The sequence below is a fragment of the Streptomyces sp. NPDC006207 genome, assembly GCF_040613835.1.
Lineage (GTDB): Bacteria > Actinomycetota > Actinomycetes > Streptomycetales > Streptomycetaceae > Actinacidiphila.
Window position 1 is genome coordinate 35,267 of the sequence record NZ_JBEXSX010000016.1, and the last position, 15,208, is coordinate 50,474.

Annotated in this window: 12 protein-coding genes; 6 read left to right on the forward strand and 6 right to left on the reverse strand. The window is 72.0% G+C overall.

Annotated elements, in window-relative coordinates; all coding sequences use genetic code 11:
• Nucleotides 1-81 precede the first annotated feature (81 nt).
• Complete coding sequence (locus ABZ312_RS15380; RefSeq protein ID WP_500437835.1) at nucleotides 82-576, reverse strand: hotdog fold thioesterase; 495 nt, start codon at nucleotides 574-576, stop codon at nucleotides 82-84.
• 56 nt (nucleotides 577-632) lie between these two features.
• Nucleotides 633-2,942: an FdhF/YdeP family oxidoreductase gene (locus ABZ312_RS15385; protein ID WP_500359098.1), complete on the reverse strand. Its 2,310-nt coding sequence runs from the start codon at nucleotides 2,940-2,942 to the stop codon at nucleotides 633-635.
• Between the two features lie 66 nt (nucleotides 2,943-3,008).
• Here ABZ312_RS15385 and polA point away from each other — a divergent pair, with 66 nt between their 5' ends.
• Entirely contained in the window at nucleotides 3,009-5,744 is a 2,736-nt protein-coding gene (polA, locus tag ABZ312_RS15390) for a DNA polymerase I (RefSeq protein WP_500331948.1), read from the forward strand.
• Here the strand turns inward: polA and ABZ312_RS15395 are convergent.
• Nucleotides 5,675-6,547 carry a DUF4184 family protein gene (locus tag ABZ312_RS15395; protein ID WP_500359100.1) on the reverse strand — a complete coding sequence of 291 codons (873 nt, stop codon included), beginning with the start codon at nucleotides 6,545-6,547 and terminating at the stop codon, nucleotides 5,675-5,677. The genes polA and ABZ312_RS15395 overlap by 70 nt on opposite strands.
• A 170-nt stretch (nucleotides 6,548-6,717) precedes the next feature.
• Here ABZ312_RS15395 and ABZ312_RS15400 point away from each other — a divergent pair, with 170 nt between their 5' ends.
• From ABZ312_RS15400 to pgfA, 3 genes are all read left to right on the forward strand, one after another.
• On the forward strand, nucleotides 6,718-7,917 hold the full coding sequence (locus tag ABZ312_RS15400; protein WP_500437837.1) for a lytic transglycosylase domain-containing protein: 1,200 nt from the start codon (nucleotides 6,718-6,720) through the stop codon (nucleotides 7,915-7,917).
• Nucleotides 7,918-8,004: 87 nt separating this feature from the next.
• A complete protein-coding gene (locus tag ABZ312_RS15405; protein WP_500331946.1) occupies nucleotides 8,005-8,139 on the forward strand; it encodes an SPW_0924 family protein in 135 nt (44 codons plus the stop codon).
• A gap of 12 nt (nucleotides 8,140-8,151) precedes the next feature.
• A complete protein-coding gene (pgfA, locus tag ABZ312_RS15410) occupies nucleotides 8,152-9,210 on the forward strand; it encodes a cell envelope lipid trafficking protein PgfA (RefSeq protein ID WP_500437838.1) in 1,059 nt (352 codons plus the stop codon).
• Here the strand turns inward: pgfA and pyk are convergent.
• Together pyk and ABZ312_RS15420 are read right to left on the reverse strand one after the other, a co-directional pair.
• On the reverse strand, nucleotides 9,119-10,558 hold the full coding sequence (gene pyk, locus ABZ312_RS15415) for a pyruvate kinase (protein ID WP_500331944.1): 1,440 nt from the start codon (nucleotides 10,556-10,558) through the stop codon (nucleotides 9,119-9,121). The genes pgfA and pyk overlap by 92 nt on opposite strands.
• Nucleotides 10,559-10,697: 139 nt before the next feature.
• Complete coding sequence (locus ABZ312_RS15420; RefSeq protein ID WP_500331943.1) at nucleotides 10,698-11,402, reverse strand: SIMPL domain-containing protein; 705 nt, start codon at nucleotides 11,400-11,402, stop codon at nucleotides 10,698-10,700.
• A gap of 173 nt (nucleotides 11,403-11,575) precedes the next feature.
• Between ABZ312_RS15420 and ABZ312_RS15425 the strand changes: the two genes are divergently transcribed.
• Complete coding sequence (locus tag ABZ312_RS15425; RefSeq protein WP_500331942.1) at nucleotides 11,576-13,399, forward strand: bifunctional metallophosphatase/5'-nucleotidase; 1,824 nt, start codon at nucleotides 11,576-11,578, stop codon at nucleotides 13,397-13,399.
• Nucleotides 13,400-13,504: 105 nt separating this feature from the next.
• Here ABZ312_RS15425 and ABZ312_RS15430 read toward each other — a convergent pair whose 3' ends face one another.
• Entirely contained in the window at nucleotides 13,505-14,392 is an 888-nt protein-coding gene (locus ABZ312_RS15430) for a LysR family transcriptional regulator (protein ID WP_499511283.1), read from the reverse strand.
• 91 nt (nucleotides 14,393-14,483) lie between these two features.
• On the opposite strand from ABZ312_RS15430, the gene ABZ312_RS15435 reads away from it, so the two are divergent.
• On the forward strand, nucleotides 14,484-15,206 hold the full coding sequence (locus tag ABZ312_RS15435; RefSeq protein ID WP_499511284.1) for a succinate dehydrogenase cytochrome b subunit: 723 nt from the start codon (nucleotides 14,484-14,486) through the stop codon (nucleotides 15,204-15,206).
• The last annotated feature ends 2 nt before the right edge of the window (nucleotides 15,207-15,208 follow it).

Genomic DNA, 15,208 nt, shown 5'->3' on the forward strand with positions numbered 1-15,208 from the left:
ACGGCGTGCCATACCGCGAGGAGGGCGGCCCCCGGAGGATTCCGGGGGCCGCCCTCCTCGTGCGTCCCGTGCGGGCGGGCGTCAGGCGGTGACGGTGCCCGGGGTGGCCGGGGTGGCCGGGGTGGCCGGGCGCAGCATGCAGGTGAGGCGGGCGGAGCAGACCCGGCGGTCCTGCTCGTCGCTGATGACGATCTCGTAGGTCGCGGAGGAGCGGCCGCGGTGGACGGGGGTGGCGACCCCGGTCACCTTGCCGGAGCGCAGGCCGCGGTGGTGGGTGCAGTTGAGGTCGACCCCGACGGCGATCTTGCCGGGGCCGCCGTGCAGCATGGCGCCGATGGACCCGATGGTCTCCGCCAGGACGGCGGAGGCGCCGCCGTGGAGGAGCCCGTAGGGCTGGGTGTTCCCCTCGACGGGCATGGTGGCCACGACGCGCTCGGCGGTCGCCTCGACGATCTCGACGCCCATGCGGGAGCCGAGGTCGCCGGCGGAGAACAGCGCCACCAGGTCGACGCCGAGTCCGGCGTACTGCTCGATGACCTCCGGGGAGAAAAGGCTGGTCGTGGTCTGCTCGCCCATGGACGGTGGCTCCGATCGTCGTCGTTCGGTGTACTGGCCCGTTTTCTACCGGACGGTCAGTGGGGACCGCCGGGCGGGGTGGTCTGTTCCAGCCGGACGACGACGGACTTGGACGCCGGGGTGTTGCTGGTGTCGGCGGTGTGGTCGAGCGGGACCAGCACGTTGGTCTCCGGGTAGTAGGCGGCGGCGCAGCCGCGGGCCGTCGGGTAGTGGACCACCCGGAAGCCCTCGGCGCGGCGTTCCGTGCCGTCCGTCCACTCGCTGACGAGGTCGGTGTAGGCGCCGTCGGCGAAGCCGAGGGCGGCGGCGTCGTCGGGGTGGACCAGGACGACGCGGCGGCCGCCCTTGATGCCGCGGTAGCGGTCGTCGAGGCCGTAGATGGTGGTGTTGTACTGGTCGTGCGAGCGCAGCGTCTGCAGCAGCAGCCGGCCCTCGGGGACCCGGGGGTACTCCAGAGGGGCGGCGGTGAAGTTGGCCAGCCCGGTGGCGGTGGGGAAGCTGCGGGAGTCGCGCGGGGCGTGCGGGAGGGTGAAGCCGCCGGGGCGGCGCACCTTGACGTTGAAGTCGTCGAAGCCGGGGATCACGCGGGATATCCGGTCGCGGATCCGGTCGTAGTCGCCCTCGAGCTCCTGCCAGGGCACGCGGCTGTCCGGGCCGAGGACGGCGGCGGCGAGGCGGCAGACGATGGCCGGCTCGGACAGCAGCAGGGGGCTCGCGGGTTCCAGGCCGCCGCGGGAGGCGTGCACCATGCCCATGGAGTCCTCGACGGTGACGAACTGCTCGCCGGCGGCCTGGACGTCGCGCTCGGTCCGGCCCAGGGTGGGCAGGATCAGGGCGCGGGCGCCGGTGACCACGTGGGAGCGGTTGAGCTTGGTGGACACGTGCACGGTGAGGCGGGCGCGGCGCATGGCGGCCTCGGTGACGTCCGTGTCGGGTGAGGCGGCGACGAAGTTGCCGCCCATGGCGAAGAAGACCTTGGCGTCGCCGTCGCGCAGGGCGCGGATGGCGGCGACGGTGTCCAGGCCGTGCTCGCGGGGCGGGGCGAAGCCGAACTCCTTCTCCAGAGCGTCGAGGAAGGCGGGGGCGGGCTTCTCGTAGATGCCCATGGTGCGGTCGCCCTGGACGTTGCTGTGGCCGCGGACGGGGCACACGCCGGCGCCGGGGCGGCCGATGTTGCCGCGCAGGAGGAGGAAGTTGACGACCTCCTTGATGGTGGGCACGGAGTGCTTGTGCTGGGTGAGGCCCATGGCCCAGCAGACGATGACGCTCTTGGCGCCGAGCACCATGGCGAGGAGTTCGTCGATCTCGGACTGGGGCAGGCCGGTGGCGCGCAGCACCTCGTCGGGGTCGGTGGCGCGGGCGGCGGCCGCGCACTCCTCGAAGCCGTGGGTGTGCCCGTCGATGAAGGCCTGGTCGAGGACGGTGCCGGGCGCCTGGTCCTCGGCCTCCAGGAGCGCCTTGTTGAGGGCGCGGAAGAGGGCCTGGTCGCCGCCGAGCCGGATCTGCAGGAAGAGGTCGGCGAGCGCGGTGCCACCGCCGGCCAGGCCCTTGGGGGTCTGCGGGTTCTTGAAGCGCTGCAGGCCGGCCTCGGGCAGCGGGTTGACCGTGACGATCCTCGCGCCGCTCGCCTTCGCCTTCTCCAGGGCGGAGAGCATGCGGGGGTGGTTGGTGCCGGGGTTCTGCCCGGCGACGATGATCAGGTCGGCGCGGTGGAGGTCCTCGAGCAGGACGCTGCCCTTGCCGATGCCTATGGTCTGCGCGAGCGCGGAGCCCGACGACTCGTGGCACATGTTGGAGCAGTCGGGCAGGTTGTTGGTGCCGAACTCGCGGGCGAAGAGCTGGTAGAGGAAGGCGGCCTCGTTGCTGGTGCGGCCCGAGGTGTAGAACACGGCCTCGTCGGGGCCCGTCAGGCCGTTCAGCTCGTCGGCGACGATCTCGAAGGCGCGTTCCCAGGGGACGGGCTCGTAGTGGTCGGCGCCGTCCGGCAGGTACATGGGCTGGGTGAGGCGGCCCTGCTGGCCAAGCCAGTAGCCGCTGCGCCGGGCGAGGTCGGCGACGGGGTGCGCGGCGAAGAAGTCCGGTGTGACCCGGCGCAGGGTGGCCTCCTCGGCGACGGCCTTGGCGCCGTTCTCGCAGAACTCGGCGGTGTGCCGGTGCTCGGGCTCGGGCCAGGCGCAGCCGGGGCAGTCGAAGCCGTCCTTCTGGTTGACCTTGAGGAGGGTGAGCGCGGTGCGTCGCACCCCCATCTGCTGCTGCGCGATGCGCAGGGTGTGCCCGATGGCCGTGAGCCCGGCAGCGGCGTGCTGCGGGGCGCTGACCTCGGGTGCGTCCTGGACGGGGTCGCCTGCGGGTGCTTTGCCTGCCATGGCTTCGATCCTGCCACGACCAGGCGGCGGACCGGCAGTGTCAGACGGGCGTGGGAGGATCGGGACGTGGCAGTCAAGGCAGAGAAGACGAACGCAGCGACCGGCACCGCACCCCAGGGGGGTGAGCGGCCCCGGTTGCTCCTGCTGGACGGGCATTCGCTGGCGTACCGGGCCTTCTACGCGCTGCCGGTGGAGAACTTCAACACCACCACCGGGCAGCCGACGAACGCGGTGTACGGCTTCGCGTCGATGCTGGCGAACACGCTGCGTGATGAGCGGCCGACGCATCTGGCGGTGGCGTTCGACGTCTCGCGGCGCACGTGGCGTCTGGAGGAGTTCCCGGAGTACAAGGCGACCCGGTCCGCGACGCCGGACGAGTTCCGCAGCCAGGTGACGCTGATCGGCGAGCTGCTGGACACGATGAAGGTGCAGCGATTCGCCACGGAGGGTTACGAGGCGGACGACGTGATCGCCACGCTGGCCACGCAGGCGGAGGCGCTGGGGTACGAGGTGCTGATCGTCACCGGCGACCGCGACTCCTTCCAGCTCGTCTCGGACCACGTCACGGTGCTGTACCCGACGAAGGGCGTCTCCGAGCTGACCCGGTTCACCCCGGCGAAGGTCGAGGAGAAGTACGGGCTGACCCCCGCGCAGTACCCGGACTTCGCGGCGTTGCGCGGCGACCCGTCGGACAACCTGCCCGGCATCCCGGGCGTCGGGGAGAAGACCGCCGCCAAGTGGATCACCCAGTTCGGCTCGTTCGCGGAGCTCGCGGACCGCGCGGAGGAGGTGAAGGGCAAGGCGGGCGAGAACCTGCGCGCCCACCTGGAGTCGGTGAAGCTCAACCGCCGGCTGACGGAGCTGGTGCGGGACGTGGAGCTGCCCTGCGGGCCGGAGCAGCTGGCACGGCAGGCGTACGACCGGGACGCGCTCGACGTGGTGCTGGACACCCTGGAGTTCCGCCACCCCAACTTCCGGGAGCGGCTGTACGCGGCCGACCCGGGTGCCGCGGAGCAGGGCACTCCGGAGGTCGCCGGCGGTGTGGCCGTCGAGGGCCGCGTGCTGGCCGCGGGCGAGCTGGCGGACTGGCTGGCGGAGCACGCCGGCGGGCCGCTGGGCGTGGCGACGGTCGACGCGTGGGCGCTGGGCGCGGGCAGCGTGTCCGAGGTGGCGCTGGCGACGGCGGAGGGCCCGGCGGCGTGGTTCGACCCGGCGGCGCTGGACGAGAAGGACGAGCAGGCCTTCGCGGCGTGGCTGGCGGACGCCGCCCGGCCGAAGGTGCTGCACAACGCCAAGAACGTGATGCGGGTCTTCGCCGAGCACGGCTGGAGCGTGGACGGGGTCACGATGTGCACGGCGCTGGCCGCGTACCTGGTCAAGCCCGGCCGCCGCTCGTTCGCCCTGGACGACCTGTCGGTGGAGTACCTGGGGCGGGAGCTGGCCCCGGCGGGCGGCGAGGACGGCCAGTTGGCCTTCGGCGCCGACGAAGAGGCCGAGGCGGACGCCCTGATGGTGCAGGCGCGCGCCGTGCTGGACCTGGGCGACGCGTTCGCCGCGCGGCTGGAGCAGGACGGCGCGCTGCGGCTGCTGCGCGAGGTGGAGCTGCCGACCTCGACGCTGCTGGCGCGAATGGAGCGGGCGGGCATCGCGGCGGACCGCGAGCATCTGGAGCGCCTGGAGCAGCGGTTCGCGGGCGAGGTGCAGCTCGCCGTGAAGGAGGCGCACGCCGCGGTCGGGCACGAGTTCAACCTGGGCTCCCCCAAGCAGCTGCAGGAGGTGCTCTTCGGCGAGCTGGGGCTGCCCAAGACGAAGAAGACCAAGACGGGTTACACCACCGACGCGGACGCGCTGGCGTGGCTGGCGGCGCAGACCGAGCACGAGCTGCCGGTGATCATGCTGCGTCACCGGGAGCAGGCGAAGCTGCGGGTGACGGTCGAGGGGCTGGTCAAGACGATCGCTCCCGACGGGCGGATCCACACCACGTTCAGCCAGATCGTGGCGGCCACGGGCCGGCTGTCCTCGACCGACCCCAACCTGCAGAACGTGCCGGTGCGCACCGACGAGGGCCGGGCGATCCGCCGCGGCTTCGTGGTCGGCGAGGGCTACGAGTCGCTGCTGACCGCCGACTACAGCCAGATCGAACTGCGGGTGATGGCCCACCTGTCGGAGGACGAGGGGCTGATCGCGGCCTTCGACTCCGGCGAGGACCTGCACACCACGGTCGGCAGCTACGTCTTCTCGGTGCCGCCGGAGCAGGTGGACGCCGAGATGCGCCGCAAGATCAAGGCGATGTCCTACGGGCTGGCGTACGGGCTGTCGGCCTTCGGCCTGTCGCAGCAGCTGGGCATCGAGGCGGCCGAGGCGCGCGGCCTGATGGAGACGTACTTCGAGCGGTTCGGCGGCGTGCGGGACTATCTGCAGCGCGTGGTGGAGGAGGCCCGGGTCACGGGTTACACCGAGACCTTGATGGGCCGCCGCCGTTACCTTCCCGACCTCACCAGCGACAACCGCCAGCGCCGCGAGATGGCCGAGCGGATGGCGCTCAACGCGCCGATCCAGGGCTCGGCCGCCGACATCGTCAAGATCGCGATGCTGAAGGTGGACGCGGCGCTGGCGCGGGAGGGGCTGCGCTCCCGGATGCTGCTGCAGGTGCACGACGAAATCGTGGTCGAGGTCGCCCCCGGCGAGCGGGCCGCAGTGGAGGAGCTGGTCCGTCGCGAGATGGCGGCCGCCTACCCGTTGCGGGCGCCGCTGGACGTCTCCGTGGGCGTCGGTCCGGACTGGGAGTCGGCGGCCCACTGACCGCCGGTCCCCCGGCCGTCGCGGCGGGCGGCGCGGTGCGTGAGGTGCACCGCGCCGGCGCAGGTCGCGGCGGCCAGGGCGAGTCCCGCCCCGGCGCCGAAGAGGCCGGCCGGGATCATCCCGGCGGCGTCGCCGGTCGCCCCGTACCACTGCTCCGCGCGTACGGCCGCTCCGGCGGCCGTGGTGACGCCGAGGGCGGTCAGGGCGAGCCGCCGGGCCCGGCGCGAGAGCCGGGGCACAGAGGAGGGGCGCTTTTCGGCCGTACCGGGCACGGCCCTCAGGGCGCGCAGCCCGTACCAGCCCAGCAGGGCCAGCGCCACGGCCGAGCTTCCGTACTGGACGTACTTGTGCAGGGCCGTGCCGTGCACCTCGTGGTCGAGCACGGGGAGCAGGCGCACGCCCCACCGCCCGGGGTGGGTGAAGGCGTCCCAGACCACGTGGGTGGTCGCCCCGGCCACGGCCGACGCCCAGAAGGCCGCGACCGATCGCGGCGAGGGCCGCATGCGGTCGCCGACGCCCGCCAGGGCGGCGATCCCGGCCTGCCGGTGCTCGGGCAGCAGGGCCACGAGGGGCCCGCGCAGCGCCGCCCAGCCGCCCACCAGCCCGGCGGCGATGACCGGGTCCACGAGGGCGACGCCCAGCGGGGCGTGGGTGACCTGCCCGAAGCCGAAGAGGCCCCGCACCAGCGAATCGGCGAAGAAGGGCACGTCGGGGGCGAAGGAGCCGGCGACGAGGGCGGCCGCGACGAGCGGGCCGCGTCCCCGTACGGTGCCGGCGCGGTCCTGCCGCAGACCCGGCAGCACTGCCAACGCATGACTCATCGTGAACGGCATGCAACCTCTTCCGGAACACATCTGTCTGATCAGTATGCGACGTCCGGGACGGTGGCTCCGTTCGGGAAGTTGCCGTAGGGTCACCAGGGTTGCCACGCAGGGAGACGGGCGACACACGGCTTTCGGGAGGGGCAGCGGGTATGCGAGCGCGGTACGGACGGCGGATCCGCAGGGGAGTCGCGGGCACCGCGGTGGCCGCCGCGGCCATGGCGGCGCTGACGGGTTCCCAGGCCCCCGGACTGCTGCCGGGCATCCTCAACACCAGCGCAGGCGCCCCGATCGTACCCCCGCCCGGCGACCCCATCGACGGCAACTCGTCGGAGTACTTCACCGGTCTCCCGCCGCTCAACACACCCGCTCCCGGCACCTCCGCCACCCCGGGCACCGGTCCGGGGACCGGCGCGACCGACGGCACCGGCCTGCCGGTGTCCGTGCTGGAGGCCTACCGCAGGGCCGAGACGGCGCTCGCCGCCAGCGACCCCGGGTGCAACCTGCGCTGGGAGCTGCTGGCCGCGATCGGCCAGGTCGAGTCCAACCAGGCGCGCAGCGGCAACGTCGACTCCGCGGGCACCACGCTCTCCCCCATCCTGGGCCCGGTCCTCAACGGCAACGGCTTCGCGAACATCACCGACACCGACGACGGCGTCTGGGACGGGGACAAGGTCCACGACCGCGCGGTCGGCCCGATGCAGTTCATCCCGTCGACCTGGCAGACCTGGGGCGCGGACGGTAACGACGACGGCGTCACCAACCCGAACAACATATTCGACGCGGCGCTCGCCGCCGGCCGCTACCTGTGCGCGGGCAACCGCGACCTGTCCGTCGAACACGACCTCCACCGCGCGATCCTGGGTTACAACAACTCGACCGCGTACCTGAACACGGTCCTGTCCTGGTACGACCACTTCCGCAAGGGCGACGTCGTCTCCCTCCCCGACGTGGGCGGCGCGGGCAGCGACACCCCCGACGACCCGCCGTCCTCCACGGCGCCGTCCAGCTCGCCCTCGCCGACGTGGTCCCCGAGCATGAGCGCCTCGCCCCGGCCGACGAAGTCGCCCACGCCGACCGCGACCGCCAGCGGCACGATCGGCCCCCCGTCGGGCAGCCCCTCGCCGACGACCTCGCCCACCGACTCCCCGACGACGGGCCCCACCACCGGCCCGACGGACCCGCCGACCTGCCCGACGGCCTCCGCGTCGCCCACGGCGACCCCCACCGACACGGCCTCCCCGTCGCCGTCCGGTACGCCCGACCCCTGTGCGACGGCCTCCCCCGGCGACAGCCCGTCGCCGACCGCGACGGAGACCGAGGGCGCCACCGCCTCCGGCCCGACCAACTGACGCCGTAGAACCTGTTCTCATTTCAACTCCCGGTTGCTACGGTTCACCGGCCCAGCCGACGTAGCCGTACGACCGGGAGGTACGGCCATGCGCGCAGTCATCGCGGCGGCCATCGGACTCGTCGCCGCGCTCGGGATCGTCCTCCTCGTGACCGCGGTCGGTCCGCCGGACGGCAGCACGTCCCCTGAGCCGCTGCTCACCACCGTCCCCGCGCACCCGTAGGAGGGCGGTCCCATGCGCCGCAGGTCAAGCCTGGTCCTCCTCTCCCTCGCGGTGTTCTTCGCCGCACTGTCACCGCTGGTGCGCTGGTACGCCTTCCCCCGTCTGGCGAAGATCCCGGCAGGCCAGTACCAGGCGGTCGTCCTGGAGGCGCGGGACGCCACGCTGCTCGACTACGGGACGATGCGGCCAAAGAAGGTCGCGAAGGTCAGCATCGTGCAGACCCTGAAGGGCAACGTGGAGGAGGCGCATCGGATCGACCGGCGCACCGGCCGGGACGTGGTCGTGTGGGACGGGCTGGCCTACGTGGTGGGCCCGGACGGCGCGATGGTCTCCCAGGTCCCCGAGCGGTACGTCTTCGACGCGCACACGCAGGAACCCGTCCACGCGGGGGGCGAGAGCGTCGACGGCGATGCCGTCGAACGCCGGGGCGTCGAGTTCAAGTTCCCCTTCCTCACCGAGAAGCGGGACTACTACTACTTCGACGCGCAGGCGCGGAGTTCGGCGCCCATCCACTACCGCGGCACGCGGCAGTTCCGCGGCCTGGAGGTCTACTACTTCGAGCAGACCGTGCCCTGGACCGAGGTCCCGCTGCCCAAGAAGATGCCGGTCGAGGGCGTCACCCCGCAGACCGTCGCGGCGATGGGCATGGAGCGCTGGTACACCACGAAGCGCATGTTCTGGGTGGACCCCGTCACCGGGGCCCCGGTCAACGGGGAGGAGGTCCACCGGGAGGAGATGCGCTTCACCGACGGGAAGCAGCAGCCGGTCACCGCGTTCGCCGGGCACGTGAAGATGCGCGAGGACTACGTGCGGCACACCGTCGCCCTGGTGAAGTCCCAGCGGCAGGTGGTGCTGGTGATGACCTCCTACCTGCCGTGGGGCTCGCTCCTGCTGGGCGCCACGCTGCTGTCGCTCGCGCTCGTCCTGGAGGCGCGCGGCCGCCGCCCGGCAGCGGGCGGCGTCGGCGCCGTCGGCGGCCTCAGCGGGGCGAAGGGGAGTCGTCCTCGCCGATGTGGTGCACGCGCACGAGGTTGGTGGTCCCCGAAACACCGGGCGGCGAGCCCGCCGTGATGACGACGACGTCGCCCTCCTGGCAGCGGCCGATGCGCAGCAGCTGCTCGTCGACCTGGTCGACCATCTCGTCGGTCGTCTGCACCATCGGCCCGAGGAAGGTCTCCACGCCCCAGGTGAGGCTGAGCTGCGAGCGGGTGGCCGGCTCGGGGCTGAAGGCGAGCACGGGGATGGGCGAGCGGTAGCGGGAGAGCCGCCGTGCGGTGTCGCCGGACTGGGTGAAGGCCACCAGGTACTTGGCGTCGAGGAAGTCGCCCATCTCCGCGGCCGCGCGTGCGACGGCGCCGCCCTGGGTGCGGGGCTTGTTCTGCTCGGTCAGCGGCGGCAGGCCGGCCGCGAGCATGTCCTCCTCGGCGGCGGCGACGATCCGGCCCATGGTCCTGACCGTCTCGACGGGGTGCTTGCCGACGCTGGTCTCGCCGGAGAGCATGACCGCGTCGGCGCCGTCCATGACGGCGTTGGCCACGTCCGAGGCCTCGGCGCGGGTGGGACGCGAGGAGGCGATCATCGACTCCAGCATCTGCGTCGCGACGATCACCGGCTTGGCGTTGCGCCGGGCGAGGGCGACCGCGCGCTTCTGCACCATGGGCACGGCCTCCAGCGGCATCTCCACGCCGAGGTCGCCGCGGGCCACCATGATCCCGTCGAAGGCGGCGACGATCTCCTCGAGGTTGTCGACCGCCTGCGGCTTCTCGATCTTGGCGATGACGGGGACCCGGCGGTCCTCCTCGCGCATGATGCGCAGCACGTCCTCGGCGTCCCGGCCGCTGCGGACGAAGGACAGCGCGATGATGTCGGCACCGGTGCGCAGCGCCCAGCGCAGGTCCTCGACGTCCTTCTCGGACAGGGCGGGCACGGAGACGGCGACACCGGGGAGGTTGAGCCCCTTGTTGTCGGAGATCAGACCGCCCTCGATGCACAGGGTGCGGACCCGGGTGCCCTCGACGCCGGTGACCTCCAGGGTGACGCGGCCGTCATCGACGAGGATCCGCTCACCACGCGTGACGTCGGCGGCCAGGCCCTTGTACGTGGTACCGCAGATCAGCCGGTCGCCCTCGATCTCCTCGGTGGTGATCGTGAACTCGTCACCGCGTTCAAGCAGTACGGGGCCCTCCGCGAAGCGTCCCAGCCGGATCTTCGGGCCTTGAAGGTCCGCGAGGATCCCGACGCTGCGGCCGCTCTCGTCGGCGGCCTTGCGCACGCGCCGGTAACGCTCCTCGTGATCGGCGTGGCAACCATGGCTCATGTTCAGGCGGGCGACGTCCATACCGGCTTCGACCAGGGCCTTGATCTGGTCGTAGGCGTCGGTGGCGGGCCCGAGGGTGCAGACGATTTTTGCTCGGCGCATGGACCGAGCCTATGACCTACTTCACAGTAGGTACCTCGTGGAAGGCGACTGTCCAACGTCAGCCTGATTAACGGTTGTTGACAAGTGGTGAAGTGAGCTGGGGCCCGCTCCGATGAGCACACCGCCGGTGGGGCGGGGCTCAGGCCGACAGGTCGGGCGCCGTCATGGTGAAGTGTGCGGTGACCTGCGCGTACACGTTCTGTCGCTCCGGCTCCATGTCAAGGGCCTGGGCCGTGTCCTCGGCGCCGCCGGGTGCCGCGAAGGCGGCGGTCCGCATCGCCGGACGGGCACGGAAGGGCGCCGACTGCTGCACTCCCTCGTCGGCCAGCTCGACCAGGGCCACCAGCCGGGCGCCGAGCGCCTGCGCGTACTCGCGGGCACGCTGCACCGCGTCGCGCACGGCCTGCCGGCGGGCCTCGCTGTAGGCCGCGGAGTCGGGCCGCAGCGACCACCAGGGGCCGTCGACACGGGTGAGCTCCAGATCGGCCAGCCGGGTGGTGAGCTCGCCCAGAGCGGTGAAGTCGGTGAGGGTGGCCCCCACGCGCACGCTGCCGTGGTACGCCCGTACGCGCTCGCCGCGGCCCCGCTCCCGCAGCTCGGGGGTGATCACGAAGGCCCCGGTCTCCAGCTTCTCGACGGCGTCGGTGTAGCCCTTGACGAGGTCGAGCACTTGCGCGTTGCGCCGGCTGAGGTCGTCCAGCGTGGCGCGGCGGTCGGTGCCGCGGGCGCTGACGGTGACGGCGATCCGGGCGAGCTCGGGCTCGACCTCGAGGGTCGCCTCGCCCCGCACCCCCACGTGCGGGGTCTCGGGGGTCGGGTACGTCCTGGCCGGTTCTGTGCTCATGCGTCCCACCTTGCCAGGCCGGTACCGCCGTGACGAGTCATCTGTTCGCAACCTGGCGGGGGTGTTGCCCGGGGCACCCGTGCGCCAGAATCTACGCGCGTTAACACCACCAGCAGACCATCATCCCGCCCCCGGCGACCGCCGGAGGCGCCCCGGACACCAGGAGCCGACGTATGCCGCTGAACCGCAGGGACTTCCTCAACCGGTCCGCCGTCACCGGCGCGGGCCTCGCGCTGGCCGGCACGGCGGGCGCCCTGGCCGGCGCGGCTCCGGCCCAGGCCACGGGCCGCCACGGGCACGGGCACGGTCACGGACCGAAGAAGTACTCCTTCAGCGTCCTCGGCACCACCGACCTGCACGGCAACGTCTTCAACTGGGACTACTTCACGGACGCGGAGTACGACGACAAGGCGCACAACGACGTCGGCCTCGCCAAGATCTCCACCCTGGTCACGCAGCAGCGCGCGGCGAAGGGCCGCCGCAACACCCTGCTGATCGACGCGGGCGACACCATCCAGGGCACCCAGCTGTCGTACTACTACGCCAAGATCGACCCGATCACCGCCAAGCACGGTCCGGTGCACCCGATGGCGCAGGCCATGAACGCCATCGGCTACGACGCCGCGGCGCTGGGGAACCACGAGTTCAACTACGGCATCCCGGTGCTGCGCAAGTTCGAGGAGCAGTGCGACTTCCCGCTGCTCGGCGCCAACGCGCTCGACGCGCGCACGGGCCGGCCGGCCTTCCCGCCGTACTCCTTCCACCGGCTGCGCGTCGACGGCGCCCCCGACGTGAAGGTGGCGGTCCTGGGACTGACCAACCCCGGCATCGCGATCTGGGACAAGGCCAACGTGCAGGGCAAGATGACCTTCCCGGGCCTGGAGGAGCAGGCCGCGAAGTACGTGCCCCGGCTGCGTGCGATGGGCGCCGACGTGGTCGTCGTCTCGGCCCACAGCGGCTCCTCCGGCACCTCCTCCTACGGTGACCAGCTGCCGTACGTCGAGAACGCGGCGGCGCTGGTCGCCGAGCAGGTGCCGGGGATCGACGCGATCCTGGTCGGCCACGCCCACTCCGAGATCCCGGAGTACGTGGTGGCCAACAAGCAGACCGGCCAGGGCGTGGTGCTCTCCGAGCCGCTGAAGTGGGGCCAGCGCCTGACGGTCTTCGACTTCGACCTGGAGCTGGTCCGGGGCAAGTGGGAGGTCGTCACCGTCGGCGCGTCCGTCCTCAACTCCAACACGGTCGAGGAGGACCCGCGGATCGTCCGGCTGCTCTCGGACGAGCACAAGGAGGTCGTGGGTTACGTCAACCAGGTGATCGGCACGTCGGCCGCGGCGATGTCGGCGGAGGAGTCCCCCTACAAGGACACGCCGATCATCGACTTCATCAACTTCGTCCAGGCCGAGACGGTCAAGGCGGCGCTCGCCGGGACCGAGCACGCCTCCCTGCCGGTGCTGTCGCAGGCCGCGTGCTTCTCGCGCACGGCCGCCATCCCGGCGGGCCAGGTCACCATCCGCGACGTCGCCGGGCTGTACGTCTTCGAGAACACCCTGGAGGCCCGGATCCTGACCGGTGCCCAGGTCAAGGCGTACATCGAGTTCTCGGCGAACTACTTCGTACAGACGGCGCCCGACGCGCCCGTCGACGTCGCGAAGCTGACGAACGCGAACGGCACGCCCGACTACAACTACGACGTGGTCAGCGGCGTCACCTACGACATCGACATCTCCCGCCCCGCCGGTTCGCGGGTGTCGAACGTGCTCTTCCAGGGTGCGCCGATCGACGAGTCGGCCCGCTTCGTCCTGGCCGTCAACAACTACCGGGCCAACGGCGGCGGCAACTTCCCCGCGGTCGCCACGGCGCAGCAGGTGTGGGCGAACTCCGAGGAGATCCGGAACACCATCATCGCCTGGGTGCAGGCGAACGGATCCATCGACCCGGCGCGGTTCGGCTCGCAGGACTGGAAGCTGACCCGCGGCGGCGTGCCGGTCTTCTAGCCCTTCCGAGCGTTCCCGGTACACCGGAGGGCATGTGCGGGCTGTGCACATGCCCTCCGGGCGTTCCGCAGTGGCCGGGCACGGAGGACGCCGGCACCGCCGGCCTCAGGCCGGCACGTGTTCCAGGAGCACGCGGCGCAGTTCCCGGGCGGCGCGCGGGGGCTCGGCGTCCTTGCGGTGCGCCAGGGCGACCGTGCGCTGCAGCCCGGGGGCCTCGAAGGGCGTCGTGCGCAGCCTGGGCCGGCGTCCGGCGACCATGCTGGGCACGACCGCGGGGCCGAGTCCCGCCTCCACGAAGCCCAGCACGGCGTCCATCTCGCCGCCCTCGATCGCGAAGCGCGGTTCGAAACCCGCCGCCCGGCACGCCGCGACGGTGAGGTCCCGCAGGTCGTAGCCGCTGCGGAACATGACCAGCGGCCGGTCCCTGAGGTCGGCGACCCGCAGGGTGGGCCCGGCGGAGGGCGGCGGTGCGTCGGTGGCGGTCACCACCACCAGGTCCTCGTGGAGCAGCGGCGTGGCGTCCAGGGCGGGGTCGTGGCTCTGCAGCGGCAGCACGATCAGGGCGAGGTCGAGGCTGCCGGAGGCGAGCTCGCGCACCAGGTCGCGTGAGCCGCCCTCCTCGACGACCAGCCGGATGCCGGGGTAGCGGTCGTGGAAGTCGCGCAGCACGTCCGGCAGCAGGCCGGTGGCGAGGCTGGGGGTCGCGCCGAGGCGCACCCGGCCGCGGCGCAGGTGCACCAGCTCCTGGACCTCCTGGGTGGCGGTCTCGGTGTCGGCGATGATGCGCCGCGCCAGCGGCAGCAGGGCCTGCCCGGCGTCGGTCAGCGCGATGTTGCCGCGGGCGCGGCTGAACAGGTCCGCGCCCAGCTCCCGCTCCAGGGCCTTGATCTGCTGCGACAGCGAGGGCTGCGCGACGTGGACGCGTTCGGCGGCGCGGGTGAAGTGCAGGGTGTCGGCGACCGCCAGGAAGTACACGAGCTGCTGCAGCTGCATATCGGCACGATAACGCGATAGGTGCCGCCTATCGAAACGAGCCGGAACATGTCTTGGACCTTTCGTGGCAGGCAGACCTAGCGTCGAGCGCATGGCTTTGGCGACGACGAGGACGAGGGCGACGGGTACGGGCCGCCGCCCGTCGCTCCTACGGGCACTGTGGGGCTCGACCGTGGGCAAGAAGGCGGTCATGGCCGGGACCGGCGTGATCATGCTGCTCTTCCTGGTCGCGCACATGCTGGGCAACCTGAAGATCTTCTTCGGCCCCGAGGAGTTCAACGGGTACGCGGCGTGGCTGCGCACCATCGGTGAGCCCGCCCTGCACAACAGCTGGTACCTGTACATCCAGCGCACCGGCCTGGTGGTCGCGGTGGTGCTGCACGGCGTCGCCGCCTACCAGCTCAGCAAGCGCGACATCAAGGCACGCCCGGCGAAGTACGAGCACAAGCGGCAGCGCACGAGCTACGCGACCCGGACGATGCGCTGGGGCGGGGTGATCCTGGGCCTCTACATCGTCTGGCACATCCTGGACCTGACCACGCTCACCGTGAACCCGCTGGGCAAGGAGCACCACCCCTACGAGAACATCGTGGCCGATTTCCGGATCTGGTGGGTGGACGTCGTCTACATCGTCGCGATGCTCGCCCTCGGCCTGCACATCAGGCATGGCTTCTGGAGCGCCGCGCAGACCCTGGGGGCGGTGAACAAGCGCCGCGACCGCGCGCTGAAGATCACGGCGAACGTGCTGGCGGCGGCGCTGACCGCCGGCTTCCTCGTCGTACCCGTCTCCGTGATGACCGGATTGGTGGACTGACC